Source organism: Pseudomonas sp. LS2P72 (assembly GCF_054897865.1).
The window spans coordinates 3,010,517-3,026,005 of sequence record NZ_CM142708.1 but is presented as its reverse complement, the minus strand read 5'-3'; the positions used below and the strand labels follow the sequence as shown (position 1 = coordinate 3,026,005).

At 60.1% G+C, this 15,489-nt stretch carries 12 protein-coding genes; 1 reads left to right on the top strand and 11 read right to left on the bottom strand.

Features of this window, described 5'->3' with window-relative positions:
* Positions 1 to 26: 26 nt before the first annotated feature.
* The 11 genes from ACYZUA_RS13915 to ACYZUA_RS13865 all read right to left on the bottom strand — a co-directional run bounded on the left by ACYZUA_RS13915 (position 27) and on the right by ACYZUA_RS13865 (position 14,254).
* A complete protein-coding gene (locus ACYZUA_RS13915) occupies positions 27 to 1,592 on the bottom strand; it encodes a sugar ABC transporter ATP-binding protein (RefSeq protein ID WP_461963572.1) in 1,566 nt (521 codons plus the stop codon).
* Between the two features lie 70 nt (positions 1,593 to 1,662).
* The gene (locus tag ACYZUA_RS13910; protein WP_461963570.1) at positions 1,663 to 2,589 is read right to left on the bottom strand and encodes a sugar ABC transporter substrate-binding protein; all 927 of its coding nucleotides are present in this window, start codon (positions 2,587 to 2,589) and stop codon (positions 1,663 to 1,665) included.
* 156 nt (positions 2,590 to 2,745) lie between these two features.
* Positions 2,746 to 3,798, bottom strand: a complete 1,053-nt coding sequence (locus ACYZUA_RS13905) for a Gfo/Idh/MocA family protein (protein ID WP_461963568.1) — start codon at positions 3,796 to 3,798, stop codon at positions 2,746 to 2,748.
* Between the two features lie 160 nt (positions 3,799 to 3,958).
* The gene (locus ACYZUA_RS13900; RefSeq protein WP_461963565.1) at positions 3,959 to 4,819 is read right to left on the bottom strand and encodes a sugar phosphate isomerase/epimerase family protein; all 861 of its coding nucleotides are present in this window, start codon (positions 4,817 to 4,819) and stop codon (positions 3,959 to 3,961) included.
* A 130-nt stretch (positions 4,820 to 4,949) separates the two neighbouring features.
* On the bottom strand, positions 4,950 to 5,960 hold the full coding sequence (gene iolG, locus ACYZUA_RS13895) for a bifunctional inositol 2-dehydrogenase/D-chiro-inositol 1-dehydrogenase (RefSeq protein WP_461963562.1): 1,011 nt from the start codon (positions 5,958 to 5,960) through the stop codon (positions 4,950 to 4,952).
* 32 nt (positions 5,961 to 5,992) lie between these two features.
* Positions 5,993 to 7,924 (bottom strand): 3D-(3,5/4)-trihydroxycyclohexane-1,2-dione acylhydrolase (decyclizing), encoded by a 1,932-nt coding sequence (iolD, locus tag ACYZUA_RS13890; protein WP_461963560.1) that lies wholly within the window; start codon positions 7,922 to 7,924, stop codon positions 5,993 to 5,995.
* 148 nt (positions 7,925 to 8,072) lie between these two features.
* Positions 8,073 to 8,894 carry a TIM barrel protein gene (locus ACYZUA_RS13885; protein ID WP_461963558.1) on the bottom strand — a complete coding sequence of 274 codons (822 nt, stop codon included), beginning with the start codon at positions 8,892 to 8,894 and terminating at the stop codon, positions 8,073 to 8,075.
* Between the two features lie 25 nt (positions 8,895 to 8,919).
* The gene (locus ACYZUA_RS13880) at positions 8,920 to 10,422 is read right to left on the bottom strand and encodes a CoA-acylating methylmalonate-semialdehyde dehydrogenase (RefSeq protein ID WP_461963556.1); all 1,503 of its coding nucleotides are present in this window, start codon (positions 10,420 to 10,422) and stop codon (positions 8,920 to 8,922) included.
* 44 nt (positions 10,423 to 10,466) lie between these two features.
* Entirely contained in the window at positions 10,467 to 11,276 is an 810-nt protein-coding gene (gene iolB, locus ACYZUA_RS13875) for a 5-deoxy-glucuronate isomerase (protein WP_461963554.1), read from the bottom strand.
* The gene (gene iolE, locus ACYZUA_RS13870; protein WP_461963552.1) at positions 11,273 to 12,166 is read right to left on the bottom strand and encodes a myo-inosose-2 dehydratase; all 894 of its coding nucleotides are present in this window, start codon (positions 12,164 to 12,166) and stop codon (positions 11,273 to 11,275) included. Before iolE ends, iolB begins: the two co-directional genes overlap by 4 nt.
* 150 nt (positions 12,167 to 12,316) lie before the next feature.
* Positions 12,317 to 14,254: a bifunctional 5-dehydro-2-deoxygluconokinase/5-dehydro-2-deoxyphosphogluconate aldolase gene (locus ACYZUA_RS13865; RefSeq protein ID WP_461963550.1), complete on the bottom strand. Its 1,938-nt coding sequence runs from the start codon at positions 14,252 to 14,254 to the stop codon at positions 12,317 to 12,319.
* A gap of 311 nt (positions 14,255 to 14,565) precedes the next feature.
* On the opposite strand from ACYZUA_RS13865, the gene ACYZUA_RS13860 reads away from it, so the two are divergent.
* The gene (locus ACYZUA_RS13860; RefSeq protein ID WP_046049576.1) at positions 14,566 to 15,486 is read left to right on the top strand and encodes a MurR/RpiR family transcriptional regulator; all 921 of its coding nucleotides are present in this window, start codon (positions 14,566 to 14,568) and stop codon (positions 15,484 to 15,486) included.
* The last annotated feature ends 3 nt before the right edge of the window (positions 15,487 to 15,489 follow it).

The following is a 15,489-nucleotide window of genomic DNA, read 5'->3' as shown; positions in this document are numbered from 1 at the left end:
ACCCCTAGACTGCGTCCGCCCTTGGCTTAGTGGACCGCGGACATGCCCGAGGCCAATTGCATCACTCGTTCCTGGGTCGCTTCGCTGCGGTCGAGGGTGCCCATCAGGTCGCCCTCGTGCATGACCATCACCCGGTCGCTCATGCCGAGCACTTCCGGCAGCTCCGAGGAAATCATGATCACCGCCATGCCTTCGCTGGCGAGGTAGGAAATGAGTCGGTAGATCTCGGCCTTGGCTCCGACGTCGATACCTCGGGTCGGCTCGTCGAGAATCAGAATCCGTGGATTGGTCATCAGCCAGCGCGCCAGCAAGGCTTTCTGCTGATTACCGCCGGACAAGGTGTCGATGCACTGCTCCAGCGACGGGGTTTTGACCCGCAGCTTCTTGCACATGTCTTCGCACAGAGCGCGCAGGGCTTTTTGCTGGATAAATCCGTGGCCGGCGTAATGCGGCAACACTGCCATTTCCATGTTCTCCAGCACTGACAGGCACGGGAACAGACCGCTGAGCTTGCGATCTTCGGTCAGTAACGCGAAGCCCTTCTCGATCGCCATGTGCGGATCGCTGATGCGCACCACTTCGCCGTCGAGACGAATCTCGCCACCGTCGCTCGGGGTAATGCCAAAAATCGCTTCGGCAACGTTGGTCCGTCCCGAGCCCATCAACCCGGCGATGCCGAGAATCTCGCCGGCGTGCAAGTCGAAGGAAACATCCTTGAAAATGCCGTCCAGTTTAAGGTCGCGCACCGACAGCAGCAGATCGCCGATCGGCTGTTCACGCACCGGGAACAACTGGCTCAGCTCGCGGCCGACCATCATCGAAATCAGGCTGTCGCCGTCCATGCTGTCGGCCCGCTGCAGGCCGATGTAGGTGCCATCACGGAACACCGCCACTTCATCGGCGATGCTGAACACTTCGTTCATTTTGTGGGTGATGTAGATGATGCCTTTGCCCTGACTCTTGAGGTCGGCAATGATCGAGAACAGGTGCGCCACTTCCTTGTCGGTGATGGCCGAGGTCGGTTCATCCATGATCAGGATGTCGGAATCGTAGGACACGGCTTTGGCGATCTCGACCATCTGCCGTTCGGCGATGCTCAGGTTGCCGACCTGCTCTTGCGGATCGAGGTTGATCCGCAGGCGTTCCAGCAGTTTCGCCGTGCAGCGATGCATTTCACGGTGGTCGATCATGTGGAAACCGTTGAGCTGCTCACGGCCGATCCAGATGTTCTCGGCGATGCTCATGTGCGGCATCAGGTTGAGTTCCTGGTGGATCATCGCGATCCCGGCCTGGAGTGCTGCCAATGGCGTTTCGAAGACCACCGGTTTGCCCCGCAGGCGCAATTCACCGGCGTCCGGCTGATAGATGCCGGCAATGATTTTCATCAGGGTGGATTTGCCCGCGCCGTTTTCGCCCATCAGGGCCAGCACTGAACCGGGGCGCACCCGAAGCTGCACATCGGACAAGGCCACCACACCGGGAAATCCCTTGCTGACGTTGATGATCTCCAGCAGGTACGGCTCATCGACAGGTGTTGCAGCTGGCTGGATACCCACCAACGGGGTGCTCGAAGCAGTCGCTGAAGCGAACATGATCAGGTACTCCATCAGCAAGGTCGCGGTCGCAACCTTGCGTATTTATTGTTGTTATTGAACGGACGGGCTATTTGAACGTGTCGACGTTTTGCGGGGTAATCAAGCGGTATGGCACCCACACGGCCTGTTCAACCGGCTCGTTCCTGGCCATTTTCACGGCGGTATCGATCGAACCGTCGGCCTGACCTTTGGCGTCCTGGAACACCGAGACCGCCATGTTGCCTTTCTTGATCGCGTTCAGACCGTCCGGCGTTCCGTCGACACCGGCAATCAGCACACTGCCTTTCTCGACGCCGGCCTGTTGCAGGGCCATCGCAGCACCAATGGCCATTTCGTCGTTGTTGGCGATGACCGCGTCGAACTTGCGGCCTTGGGTCAGCCAATCGTTGACCAGGGTCATGCCTTTATCGCGCAACCAGGTGCCGGTCTGCTCTTGCTCGATCTTGATGTTCGGGTATTTGGCCAGAACGTCTTTGACGCCCTTGGTGCGGTTGGTGGTGGAGTTGTTCGCGAGGTCGCCCAGCAGAATCACGATGTCGCCCTTGCCGCCCATTTTGTCGGCCAGGTACTGCATCTGCATTTCACCGGCCTCCAGATCATTGGAGGCGACAGTGACCACGCCTTTGGGCAGCTTCAGGTCATCGGGGCGGCGGTTGACGTAGACCAGCGGGATGCCAGCCTTGACGGCGGCTTCAGTGATTTTCCTGGTGGCAGCGGTATCCACCGGGTTGACCACGATGGCATCGACCTTCTGGCTGATGAAGCTTTCGACCTGGCTCAACTGCCTGACCACGTCGCTGCGGGCGTCTTCGAACTGCAGCTTGACGCCCTCGGGATAGGACTTGGCTTTGGTGTCCATGGATTCGCGCAGGTAGGTCAGCCAGGTGTCATCGAACTGGGACATGCTGACGCCGATCTTCATATCGGCGAGCGCCGCACCACTGGCGAACATCAGGGACAAGGCAAGTGAGGCGAAGCGGATCTTGGTCTTCATGAAAAGTCTTTCTCCACATTCTTGTTGGTTTTATGGATGAGGCGTGACGATTTCAGTAAGCAGGCAAGCTGGAAAAGGGTTGAAACAGGTGGCGAGGCAGGTCGCTGAAAATGACTTTATTGGAAAATAATTTCTATATCAACTCATTTTAGAATTTTATTCTGATTTTATTCCATGGCTCTTGAACGGGCTCAATTCCACGATCTGACGCCGCTCGAAACTCAACCGCGCAGCGTCTAGAACGCGGGTGGTCGCCAGTGCATCACGGGCCTCCACAGGCAGTGGGCCACCGCTCTGTAACGCGGTTTGTAGCTGTAAATAGAACTGATTCCAGCAACCGCGCTCGGAGGGAACCCGCTCGCGCACTTCGCCCTGTTCGAACCAGCCCCAGCGGCGATGCTCTTCAACACCCCAGCGTTCACCTTCGGACTTTGGCGAGAGCCCGGCGAGCGCCGATGCTTCTTGCCCGTCCAGGCCATCGACGCTGTAGCAACCTTGGCTGCCGGTCACCCGAAAGCGCGGGCCGGGGGTGTTTTGCAGGCAACTGCCACCCAAGTGCGAGGTGACACCACTGGCATGGGTCAGGGCCATAAAGAAGCCGTTGTCGAATACCTGGCCTTTTTCCAGGTGATCCAGTTCGGCGTAGACCCGTGTCACCGGGCCGAACAACAGCAACGCCTGATCCACCAGATGGCTGCCCAAGTCGCGCAGGAAGCCGCCGCCACTGCCATTGTTCACTGCCGGTGGTGAGTAACGCTCGATCCGCGATTCGAAACGGGTGACCTGGCCCAGCGCACCGGATTCGATAAGTTTGCGCACGGTCAGGAAGTCCGAATCCCAGCGCCGGTTCTGATAAACGCTGAGTTGCACACCCTGGCGCTCGGCCATGGTGATCAGGGTTTGCGCCTGCTGCGCGTCAGCGGCGAACGGTTTGTCGCTGACCACCGCCACACCGTGTTCGATGCCATCGAGCACCAGCGCCGGACGGCCCTTGAGCGGCGTGGACACCACCAGCACATCGATCCCGGCTTCCACCAGTTGGCCGATGCTGTCGAACGCTGGCACTCCGGGGTGCTCGGCCGCCAGCAATTGTCGGCGTTCCGGTGAACGGGTGACCACACCCACGAACTTCGCCGCCGGCAAACTGCTGATCAGCGGAGCATGGAAAAACCGGCCACCATGGCCGTAACCGACAAGCCCGATACGCATGTGTGCATTCCTTCTTATTGTTATGTAACCGTTCACTGGATCTACACGTCCCCTGTAGGAGCCGAGCTTGCTCGCGATAGCGGTAGAACATTCAACATCTATGTGACTGTCAGGTCGTCATCGCGAGCAAGCTCGGCTCCTACAGGTTTTGTGGAGGTCGCTAGCGACAGAGTTCGCTTTTGACGCGTTCGAGCATCATCCGGTTGGACTCATCCGGCCGGTCTTCCCAGGCAAATACCGAGACTGTGGCGATGCCGTCGAACTGAATCTCGCGCAAGGTGCCGAAAAACGCATCCCAATCGACCTCACCCTGACCGATGTCCAGATGCTGGTGCACGGTGGCAACGACACCCGGCGGGTTGACGATGTAGCGCAACCCGGAAGACGCCTTGTGGTTGTAGGTGTCGGCGATGATCAGGTGGCTCAGCTTCGACCCGGCATACTTGAGCATCGAGGCAATATCGCCTTTGCCGTCGTCATAGAAGAAGGTGTGCGGGGCCGCGTAAAGGTAGTTGATCCACTCGCGATCCAGACCGCGAATGATGTCCACCGATTCGTTGTTGCGCTCGCAAAAGTCGTACGGGTGGGCCTGGATATCAAGCTTGATGCCTTCGCGCTCGAACTCCGGGATCAGCTCGTCCATGGAGCGCATGAACTGGTTCTCACACACCAGCGGGTTGTCTGACTGACCGGTGAACTCGGTGTTGACCAGCTCGCAGTCCATCTCCACGGCAATCTGGATCGCCCGCTTCCAGTTGCGTACGGCGGCAACACGCAAACCTTCGTCGGCAGCAGCCCAGTGGTACATCGGTAACAAGGAAGAGAGCTTGACCCCGGTGTCGCTCAGGGCTTTTCGAAACTCCTTGATCCGCGCCTTGTCGACCCGCGGAGCTTTGTAGAATGGCAGGAAATCTTCCCGGGGCGAGAGTTCGATGTGTTCGTAACCGAGTTCGGCGACCTTATCGACCATTTTGCCCAGGGGCAGGGTGCGGTACATGTAGGGGTCTAGTGCTATACGCATGTTCTTGTTCTCCTTCACCCGAAATCGAACACCGCCCCTGTAGGAGCAAGGCTTGCCCGCGATGGCGTCAGTTCTGACACTCCGCGTTATCGTTCATCGCGAGCAAGCTTTGCTCCTACAGGGGATCGGGTTAGCCGTAGAAATGTGGGCGGTCTGGCAGGCCGACTTTTACGATCGCCCCGCTGTTTTGCGCCTCGATACACGCGTCTGCTGCGACGGCAGCGGCGAAGCCATCCCACGCCGACGGCCCACCCACCTGCCCGGCCCGAACGCCATCGATGAACGCCTGCAACTCAACGTCGTACGCGGCAATAAACCGATCCTTCCAGTCCATCAGAATCGCGTTGGACAACTTCGCCCCGCTGCGCAACTGAACCTGCGACGGCTCGGGCAGTTTGGCGATGCCGGTCTCCCCTACCACTTCGCACTGGATGTCGTAGCCGTATTGGCAGTTAACGAACACTTCCACGTCGATGCGCGTGCCCTTGGCGGTTTCCAGCAGCACGATCTGCGGGTCTTTCAAATGCGCGAGGGCCTTGCTGCTCTTGCGCGGGAACACCACTTGCACCGACACGTAATCGTCGTCGAGCAACCAGCGCAACACGTCCAGTTCATGGATCAAGGTGTCGGTGATCGCCATGTCGGTCTTGTAGTTTTCCCCCACGGTCGGGTTGCGGTGCGCGCAGTGCAACATCAAGGGCTCACCAATCTGACCGCTGTCGATCACGGCTTTCAGTGCCCGATAACCTTCGTCATACGGACGCATGAAACCGACCTGGACCAAGCGTTTGCCGTGGGCCACTTCGGCCTCGACGATTTTGCGGCAGCCTTCAGCGGTGACCGCCAGCGGCTTCTCGCAGAACACCGGCTTACCCGCCGCAATCGCCGCCAGCACGAACTCTTCATGGCTCGGGCCCCAGGAGGTGACGAGGATCGCTTCGACCTCCGGCGCCTTGATCAGCGCGTGGCCGTCGGGATAAACCTCGGCGGTCAGCTTCAGGTCGGAAACGACCTTCGCGGCTTGTTGCAAGTTGATGTCGGTGACCGCGACAACCTGGCTGTTGAGCAAGGTCTGGCTGCAGCGACGAATGTGATCCTGGCCGATGGCCCCGGTGCCGATGACGCCTAACTTTAATGACATGTAAGGACTCCTTGGTGTTCGATTCAGGGCAATCAGTACTGACGGGCCTTGGCCAGTCGTTCATTCAGGGTCTTGGCCACCGCATTGGTGCGGGCGCTGGTGGAGACTTGCGCCACGCCGACCCGCCACCACGACAGGTAGCCGTGAATCATGGTTTTGGGCAGGACCTTGATGTCGATCAGCGTCGACACCGTCTGCAAGCGCGCATCGGCCAATGCCGCTTGCAGTTCTTCAACGGTGTTCACCTTGTAGGTTTTGCAGCCATAGGCCGCCGCGCTCATGGCGAAATCCACCGGCACGAAACCGCCGTCGAGCTTGCCGGTGCCCGGGTTGCGGAACCGGAACTCGGTGCCGAAGCTGTCCATGCCGTGTTCCATCTGCAGGTTGTTGATGCAACCGAAGGTCATGTTGTCGAGCAACACCACGTTGATCTTGCGTCGCTCCTGAATCGAGGTCGGCAGTTCGGAATGCAGCATCATGTAAGAGCCGTCGCCAACCAGCGCGTAGACCTCGCGATCCGGCTCGGCGAGTTTCACGCCCAGCGCGGCGTTGACCTCGTAACCCATGCAGGAATAACCGTACTCGACGTGATAAGTGTTTACCCCCTTGCTGCGCCAGCTGCGCTGCAAGTCACCGGGCAGGCTGCCGGCGGCGGCGACGATCACGGCGTCATCGGCCAGGGTTTCATTGAGCACGCCGAGCACGCGGCTCTGGGTCAGGCAGGAACCGGTCAGCTCGATGAATTCGCGCAGCACCGCCGGATCCATGTGGTCGTTGATTTCCGGGATGAAGTCTTTGTCCTGATATTCGACCTGATAGAGTCGGTCGACTTCCTCGTCCAGTTGCGCCTTGGCCTGTCGCGGTTGATCGCCCCACGCAGAACGGTAATCGCCCAAGGCTTCAGCCAACGCTTGCAAGCCGACTTTCGCATCCGCCAACAGTTGCACGCCATCGAGCTTCAGCGCATCGCAGGGGCTGATGTTCAGATTGAGAAATTGCACGTCCGGATGCTGGAACAGGGATTTCGACGCGGTGGTGAAATCGCTGTAGCGGGTGCCGACACCGATGATCAGATCCGCATCCCTGGCCAACAGGTTCGCGGCCAGGCAACCGGTTTCGCCAATGCCGCCAACGTTCAGCGGATGACTGGACACCACCGCACTATTGCCGGCCTGGGTTTCGGCGAAGGGAATATCGAAGCGTTCGGCAAACGCCTGCAACGCGGCATTGGCGCCAGAGTATCTGACCCCGCCACCGCAAATGATCAGCGGCTTGCGCTTGCCTTTGAACAGCGCCAGCGCATCACCCAGCATCGCTTCAGTCGCCGGACGACGCTCGATGCGATGCACGCGTTTTTGCAGGAAGTAATCGGGATAGTCGTAGGCCTCGGCTTGCACATCTTGCGGCAGGGCCAGGGTCACCGCGCCGGTTTCGGCGGGGTCGGTGAGCACACGCATGGCGTGGATCGCCGCCGTCATCAGTTGCTCGGGACGGTTGATGCGGTCCCAGTATTTGCTCACGGCTTTGAACGCGTCGTTGGTGCTGATGCTCAGGTCGTGGAACTGCTCGATCTGTTGCAGCACCGGGTCCGGCTGGCGGCAGGCGTAAACGTCGCCGGGCAACAGCAGCAAGGGAATGCGGTTGGCGGTCGCCGTCGCGGCGGCGGTCAGCATGTTCGCTGCGCCCGGCCCTACCGATGAAGAGCAGGCGTAGATCTTGCGCCGCAGGTGTTGCTTGGCGAAACCGATGGCCGCGTGGGCCATGCCTTGTTCGTTGCGACCTTGATGGACGATCAGGTCGCCGCTGTCCTGCTCCAGGGCCTGGCCCAGACCCAGCACGTTGCCGTGGCCGAAAATGGTAAAGATCCCGGCGACGAATTTGCTTTGAACCCCATCGACCTCGATGTACTGGTTATCGAGGAATTTCACCAGGGCCTGGGCCATGGTCAGTCGTGTCGTAGTCATAACCGATCCTTCAATACACGAAGAAACCTTTGTGGGAGCGAGCCTGCTCGCGATTGCGGTGTGTCAGGCGCTATCAATATTGAATGTGCCGCCATCATCGCGAGCAGGCTCGCTCCCACAGTTGATTTCCATCAGCCCGAAAACGTTGTCAGGCCAGGGATTTTTGCAGGTGTTCCATGCTCGCGCCGATCGCCTGCTGGATGTCCACCAGGCCATGGACGCTGTCGGCAAACGGTTCGAATGACAGGTAGCCGCTGTAACCGCTGCTGAGCAAGGTATCGATTTGCGCCGCGTTGCCGAGGATGTCGCCCTCGCCCACCAGCACCCGATGGCCGTCGCGAATGGTCGTCAGCGGTGCCTCGGCATCCTCGACACCGGAGATGTGTACAAGCCCGGTCAGCTCGGGGAAAAATTCATGTTCGCTGGCCAGGTGATGGTGAAAAGTGTCGTGAACCAGACGGAACACATCCAGCCCGCCGATGGCCTTGATCGCGTCCACTGCCGTGCGTTTACGGCGCAGCGAGCACTCTTCGAAACCCAGCGGCTCGATGAAACCGAGAATGCCGTGTTCGCGCAGGATCGGCGCCAGTTCAGTCAACGCCGTGCGCAGACCCGAAGCGCGTGCGGCCTCATTACGCGGGTCGGCCCGGTCGTTGAGCGGACACATGACCAACCCCTGTGCGCCGCAATCACGGGCATAAGCGGCCAGCGTCAAGGCGTGCGCTCGGCGCTCGTCATTCCACACATCAAACGGATACAACGCGTTGATCGACAGCACCGTAATGCCTTTGGCGGCACACAACTCACGGACGCGCTCGGGTGCGGTGCCGTCTTCGATCTCGACGCCTTTAAGGTCGTTGCGAATTTCGATGGCGTCGGCCTTGAGGGTCACCGCCAGCTCGATGAACGCCGGCAGGGACAAACGTGGGGCGACCATACGGTTCAGGGCGAAACGCAGGGGTTTGCTCATTATTGTTGTTCTCCGCACAGGTGAATCAGTTGGCCGTCGGCATGCTGAACTCAGGGCCCTTGGCAATGCTGTCAGGCCAGCGCTGCATCACGCTTTTGTAGCGGCTGTAGAAGCGGATGCCTTCTTCGCCGTAAGCGTGGTGATCGCCGAACAGCGAGCGTTTCCAGCCGCCGAAGGAGTGCCAGGCCATCGGCACCGGAATCGGCACGTTGATGCCAACCATGCCGACCTTGATCGTGCGAGCGAAGGCTCGGGCGATGCCGCCGTCGCGGGTAAAACAGGACACGCCGTTGCCGAACTCGTGGGCGTTGATCAACGCGACGGCGCTGGCGAAGTCCGGGACCCGAACGATGCCCAGCACCGGGCCGAAAATCTCCTGTTGGTAGATGCTCATCTCGGTCGTGACGTTGTCGAACAGCGTCGCGCCGACGAAGAAGCCGTTCTCGGCGCCCGGCACCTTGAAGTTGCGGCCATCGACAATCAGCTGCGCGCCCTGGGCCACGCCTTCGTCGATGAAACCTTCGACTTTGGCCTTGTGCTCGGCGGTCACCAGCGGCCCCATGTCACTGTCAGCCTTCAGGCCATTGCCGATTTTCAGTTGATCGATACGCGGCAGCAGTTTGGCAATCAACTGGTCGCCGACATCGCCTACCGCCACGGCAATCGAAATCGCCATGCAGCGCTCGCCAGCCGAGCCGTAAGCGGCACCGATCAGGGCATCGGCCGCTTGATCCAGATCCGCGTCAGGCATGACGATCATGTGATTCTTCGCCCCGCCCAGTGCCTGCACACGCTTGCCGCGCGAAGTGGCTTGCTGGTGGATGTACTCGGCAATCGGCGTCGAGCCAACAAAGGAAATCGCCTCGATGTCCGGGTGTTGCAGCAACGCGTCGACGGCGGTCTTGTCGCCCTGAACCACGTTGAACACACCGTCCGGCAACCCGGCTTCGCTCAACAGACGGGCCATCAGCACACTGGCGGACGGATCGCGCTCGGACGGCTTGAGGATGAAGCAGTTACCGGTGATCAGCGCCAGCGGGATCATCCACAGCGGCACCATCACCGGGAAGTTGAACGGCGTCACGCCGGCACACACGCCCAGCGGCTGACGCAGGTTCCAGTTGTCGATGCCGCCGCCGATGTTGTCGCTGAACTCGGTTTTCAGCAGGTTCGGCGCACCGCAGGCGTACTCGACGATTTCGATGCCCCGGGTGACTTCACCCTTGGCGTCCGAAAACACCTTGCCGTGTTCGCGGCTGATGATTTCTGCCAGCTCATCGTGATGTTTGTCGAGTAATTCCTTGAACTTGAACATCACCCGCGAACGGCGCAGGGGCGATTGCTCGGACCAGGCCGGAAAGGCTTTCAGGGCCGAGGCGACGGCTTCGTCTACGGTCTTCTGGCTGGCCAGCCCGACGCGCGCCTGAACGTTGCCGGTGGCCGGGTCGAAGACGTTGCTGAACCGTTCGCTGCTGCTGTCTTGCACTTGACCGTGGATGTAATGGCCGATGACCGGGGCGTTGCTCATTGATCGTGTTCTCCGTGCAGAGGTTGGAATTCAGGCGTTTTAGTTCAGAGATCAAGCAACCAGCTGTGCTGCGGATCGTTATGGAACTGCCAGACACGTTTCGGGCCGGCCATCACGTTCAGGTAATACGACTCGTAGCCGTACGGCACGCTGACCGGGTGATAGCCCTTGGGCACGACCACGAGGTCGCTGTTTTCCACGGCCATGGCCTGATCGATGCTGCGATCGTCGGTGTACACCCGCTGGAACACGAAGCCCTGGGGCGGGTTGATCTGGTGGTAATAGGTTTCTTCGAGAAAACTCTGGTGCGGCAAGTCATCGGTGTCGTGCTTGTGCGGCGGGTAGCTCGACGAGTGACCCGACGGCGTGCGCACTTCCACCACCAGCAGCGAATGGGCCGGCTCGGTGTCCGGCAGAATGTCGCAGACGTAACGGGTGTTGGCGCCTTTGCCGCGCACGCTGCGCTTCATGGTGCCGGGTTTGATCAGCCGTGGGCCGAGGCCGTTGGTGGTCGAGCCGGGGGCGGCGCACACGGCGATTTGCACATCGCTGAGCGCGACCACTTGCGCCTGACTGCCGGGTGGCAAGTACGCGGCGAACGGAGATTTGTCTTCGAACACCGACTGACGATCGCCGATGTTGTCCCAGTCGAACGCGCCCTGCCCCGGCGCTTCGCCCTTGATGCTGACTCGACCGCTGAGCAGCACCAGGCACAGTTCTTTATCACCGGCCGAGACCGGCAGGGTTTCGCCCAGGCTCAAGCGGTAAGCGGCGAAACCAACGTATTCCAGCTCACCTTTGCCCAGCTCGACCATGGTCCGGCCACGGGCGTTGCTTTTGACCAGCAGGCTCATAATTCAATCCTCTCGTCGAGCAGCGCACGCAAGGTGTCGTAGCCTTTTTTGGCGTAGACATAACTCGGCGCCACCGCTGGATCCTGTTCCGCTTCGACCACCAGCCAGCCGTGGTAATCGGCCGCCAGCAGCACGTCGAGCAAGGCGCCGAAATCGATGTCGCCATCGCCGGGCACGGTGAACGTGCCGTTGATGATGCAGTCCGGGAAGCTCCACAGGTTGTTGCGGGCCAGTTGCACCACCGGTTTGCGTACGTCCTTGAAATGCACGTGGCAGATGCGTTCGATGTGTTTGCGCAGTACATGCAACGGTTCGCCGCCACCCATGTAGCAATGGCCCGAATCGAACAGCAGGCCGACTTCGCTACCGGTCAGCGCCATCAACTTGTCGATGTCTGCCGGGGATTCGACGTAGGCACCCATGTGATGGTGGTAGGCCAGACGGACGCCTTGGGACAGGGTGAAGCGCGCCAGTTCGGTGAGCTTGTCGGCGTATTCCTGCCAGGCGTGTTCGGTGTGAAAACGCGGGCGTTCAACCAGCGGAATGCGCTGGCCTTGAATGGAGTCAGCGACTTCACCGTACACCAGCACATTGGCGCCGTTTTTGGCCAACAGCTCGACATGGCTGCCGATGGCGTCGATTTCTTCGGCCACCGAGCGGCGGGCCAGACGACTGGAATACCAGCCGGACACCAGGGCCAGGTCATAAGGTCGTAGCACATCACCGACGCCCTTGGCGTCTTTGGGGAATTTGCCGTTGAGTTCGAAACCTTCGTAGCCGATTTCCTTGCCTTCGCTCAGGGCGGTGCTCAGCGGCGTCTCGCCACCGAGGGACGGCAGGTCGTCGTTGCTCCAGGAGATCGGGTTGATGCCAATTCGAATAGCGGGCATGGCTGCACCTTTTATTGTTTTCTGAATGAGATCTCTGCAAACCAGTCCTGTAGGAGCAAAGCTTGCTCGCGATGCTTTTGGCGTTCTTGCGGGCCCCATCGCGGGCAAGTCGGATCGCCGCACCGCATGCTCCTACAGGTGATTTGCGCGTCAGGCCCGGGCAGTGCGCCAGGCATCGATCAGTTCGACGAACGTGCTCTGTACCTGACGGATCAGCGCCTCATCGTCGATTTCACCGGCCATCCACGCGCGGCTCGGCTCCTGAAAAATCGTCCGGCCGACTGCAAACCCGCGGCAAGTCTGGCTCTGACTGGCCTGTTGAAACCCTTCAGCCAACGCCGCCGCTGGCGCATTCAGCCCCAGCAACACCACGCCTCGGCAGTACGGATCACGCTCCTGAATCAGCTCGTCGAGTTGTTTCCACTCCTCGGCGCTCTGCGCTTCGATCTTCCACCACGCAGGGTAAATGCCCAGGTTGTAGAGGCGTTTGAGGGCGCGATACAACACGTCCGGATGGGTCGACGGATGATCCTTGGGCGGGATGATTTCCAGCAGCAGATCATGACCGCTGACTTGGGACGCCTGGTACAAACCCTTGATCTGCGCTTCCTGTTCCAGACGCAGCAACGGTTCGTCGTCGGGGTGGAATTGCACCAGGCACTTGATAATTTGTTCCTGCGGCCAGGCAATCAGGTTGCTGCCGATGGAGCGCCCATGTTCGAAGGCCAATGGTCGCGAACCCTGTACTTCCACCGGACGCGCCACCCACCAGCCGCGACCGGTGGCGGCGTTCAGCGAGTCCTGGCCGAAGCGTTGATCGGCCAGCAGCCCGACATCGGCCTCGATGCCTTGCTTGCGCAAATCGGCTTCGACCCGCTCCACGGCTTTGATAAACAGTTGCTTGAGTTCGCAGATGGCGCTCAGGTCGCGACCGCCCTTGTGCGCCAGTTCCACCAGTTGCCCGCGATGGTCGAAAGCAAAAATGAACAGTTGCTTCCACTGTTTGCGCGGCACGCTGACCTGATGCAAACGCTGCAACACCGCGTCCTGATCCGGCCGGGTAATCGGCACCGGGCTGTTAAACAGATAGTCGAGTTCGGCGCGGATCGGCATGGCCGGGGCGCAGGCATGGCGCGACACCACCAGACCGCCGCAGGCATTGGCCAACTGGCAGCAGCGCTCGTCGCTCGCATCCTCCAGCCAACCGGCGAGGAAGCCCGACATGAACGCATCGCCGGCACCCAGCACATTCAACACTTCCACCCGAACGCCGGGATAAATGGCGCCGTCTTCGAGACGCACCGGGATCACTCCGTGAATCACCGTGCAACCTTGCGGGCCGAGCTTGACCACCAGGGTCGCCGCACTCAGGCGCCGCACATTGCGTAGCGCAGTGAGCAAATCCTCGGAACCGCCGGCAATCAGGAATTCTTCTTCCGTACCGACGATCAGGTCGAAACGCGGAAGGATTTTCTGCACATGCTGGCTGACGTTCTGATCAGCAACGAACCGGGTTTCGCCGTCCGCCTTGCCGGCCAGGCCCCAGAGCACCGGGCGGTAGTCGATGTCCAGCACCCGTTTGACGTTGTGCTTCTCGGCGTAATCCAGCGCCTGGATGCTCGCCTTGTAGACGCCGTCGGTGGAGAAATGGGTGCCGGTGATCAGCAAGGCTTTGCTGGAAGCGATGAAGGCTTCACTGATGTCTTCGGCCCGCAACGCCATGTCGGCGCAGTTTTCGCGGTAGAAGACCAAAGGAAAGGTTTCGCGATCCTTGAGGCCCAGCAGAACCATGGCGGTCAGGCGTTCCGGATCGACCTTGATGCCGCTGACGTCGCAACCTTCGCGGGCCAGGGATTCCACCAGGAAGCGGCCCATGTGGTCGTCCCCTACCCGGCTCAGCATCGCCGATTTCAGACCCAGCCGAGCCGTGCCGAAGGCGATGTTGGCGGACGATCCGCCGAGGTATTTGGCGAAGCTTGAAACATCTTCCAACCGCGCCCCGACTTGCTGCGCATAGAGGTCGACGCCCAGGCGCCCCAGGCAAATCAGATCCAATTGACGCCCACTGGCAAAACGAGTCTGGCCCATGCTGGCTCCTGTTATTTTTATCTGCCTGCGTTCGGGGCGATGGCCGCGCCGAACACTCTTGGTGGATGCAGACTAAAACGTCCGGGATCGAACAATCAATAATTATTCTAAATATTTTTCTTGTGGAATATTTTTTCCAATAAACTTCAACACAAGCGCTCCAGACACAGTGCATCGTTTCAGCAGGCCCGATGACGGCCGCAAGCTCAAGATTTTATTCCGGCCTACCCTGTAGACTGCGCACAGCCAACCTATTGTCAGGGGATGACGCCATCTGTCCTCCCTATAAGAACAAGCCAGAAGGATTCCTTATGACCCGCACCGATCAGCCGGCGACGACCGAGAGCACGCCCGACAGCGATCTCGCCAGCCCCCCGATCAATGCCGAGCGTCTGCTGCAGCTGATCACCAACGAATACGAAAGCCTGCCGCGCCAGCTCAAACGCATCGCCAGTTACATGAGCCAGCAGAGCGACCGAATCATGGTCGACCGCATCAGCGATATCGCCCGCGAGTGCGAAGTACACCCGTCGGCGATCGTGCGGTTTTCCCAGCGCTTCGGGTTTAGCGGCTTTAGCGAAATGCAGGCGCTGTTCCGCGAGGCCTATACCCACAAGACCACGCCGGTGCAGAACTACCAGCAGCGCATTCGCAGCATGATCGCCAACAAATCACAGAAGGCGAGCGGCGGCGACCTGGCGCGTGAGTGCATCGATGCGACCCTGTCGGGCATCGAACGGCTGGGGCTGGAACTCGATGACCAGGCCTTCGACAAGGCCGTGGATCTGGTGGTGAATGCCGACAATATCTACGTGGTCGGGGTGCGCCGTTCGTTCGCGGTGGCCGACTACCTGGTCTACAACCTGCAACACACCAACAAGCGCATCCATCTGGTTTCGGGGCTCGGTGGCAGCTACCGCGAGCAGATGCGCAGCGTGCGCGCCAATGACCTGGTGATCGCCATCAGCTTCACGCCCTACGGCAAGGAAACCCAGCACTGCCTGCGCATCGCCCAGCACCATCAGGCCAAAACCCTGATCATCACCGACAGCAACCTCTCGCCGCTGGCAAAACGCGCCAACACTGTGTTGCTGGTCAACGAAGGCAGTTCGTTTGCCTTCCGTTCGTTGAGTGCGACGCTGTGCCTGTGCCAGGCGCTGTTTATCGCCGTCGCGTATCGGCTGGAATTGAAGGTCGATGAGATTCACGAACAGGTCGGTTTCGAAGATTAGCGC

Coding starts and splice junctions, on each gene's coding strand:
- ACYZUA_RS13915 (WP_461963572.1), bottom strand. CDS start 1,592: ATGTTCGCTTCAGCGACTGCTTCGAGCACCCCGTTGGTGGGTATCCAG.
- ACYZUA_RS13910 (WP_461963570.1), bottom strand. CDS start 2,589: ATGAAGACCAAGATCCGCTTCGCCTCACTTGCCTTGTCCCTGATGTTC.
- ACYZUA_RS13905 (WP_461963568.1), bottom strand. CDS start 3,798: ATGCGTATCGGGCTTGTCGGTTACGGCCATGGTGGCCGGTTTTTCCAT.
- ACYZUA_RS13900 (WP_461963565.1), bottom strand. CDS start 4,819: ATGCGTATAGCACTAGACCCCTACATGTACCGCACCCTGCCCCTGGGC.
- iolG (WP_461963562.1), bottom strand. CDS start 5,960: ATGTCATTAAAGTTAGGCGTCATCGGCACCGGGGCCATCGGCCAGGAT.
- iolD (WP_461963560.1), bottom strand. CDS start 7,924: ATGACTACGACACGACTGACCATGGCCCAGGCCCTGGTGAAATTCCTC.
- ACYZUA_RS13885 (WP_461963558.1), bottom strand. CDS start 8,894: ATGAGCAAACCCCTGCGTTTCGCCCTGAACCGTATGGTCGCCCCACGT.
- ACYZUA_RS13880 (WP_461963556.1), bottom strand. CDS start 10,422: ATGAGCAACGCCCCGGTCATCGGCCATTACATCCACGGTCAAGTGCAA.
- iolB (WP_461963554.1), bottom strand. CDS start 11,276: ATGAGCCTGCTGGTCAAAAGCAACGCCCGTGGCCGGACCATGGTCGAG.
- iolE (WP_461963552.1), bottom strand. CDS start 12,166: ATGCCCGCTATTCGAATTGGCATCAACCCGATCTCCTGGAGCAACGAC.
- ACYZUA_RS13865 (WP_461963550.1), bottom strand. CDS start 14,254: ATGGGCCAGACTCGTTTTGCCAGTGGGCGTCAATTGGATCTGATTTGC.
- ACYZUA_RS13860 (WP_046049576.1), top strand. CDS start 14,566: ATGACCCGCACCGATCAGCCGGCGACGACCGAGAGCACGCCCGACAGC.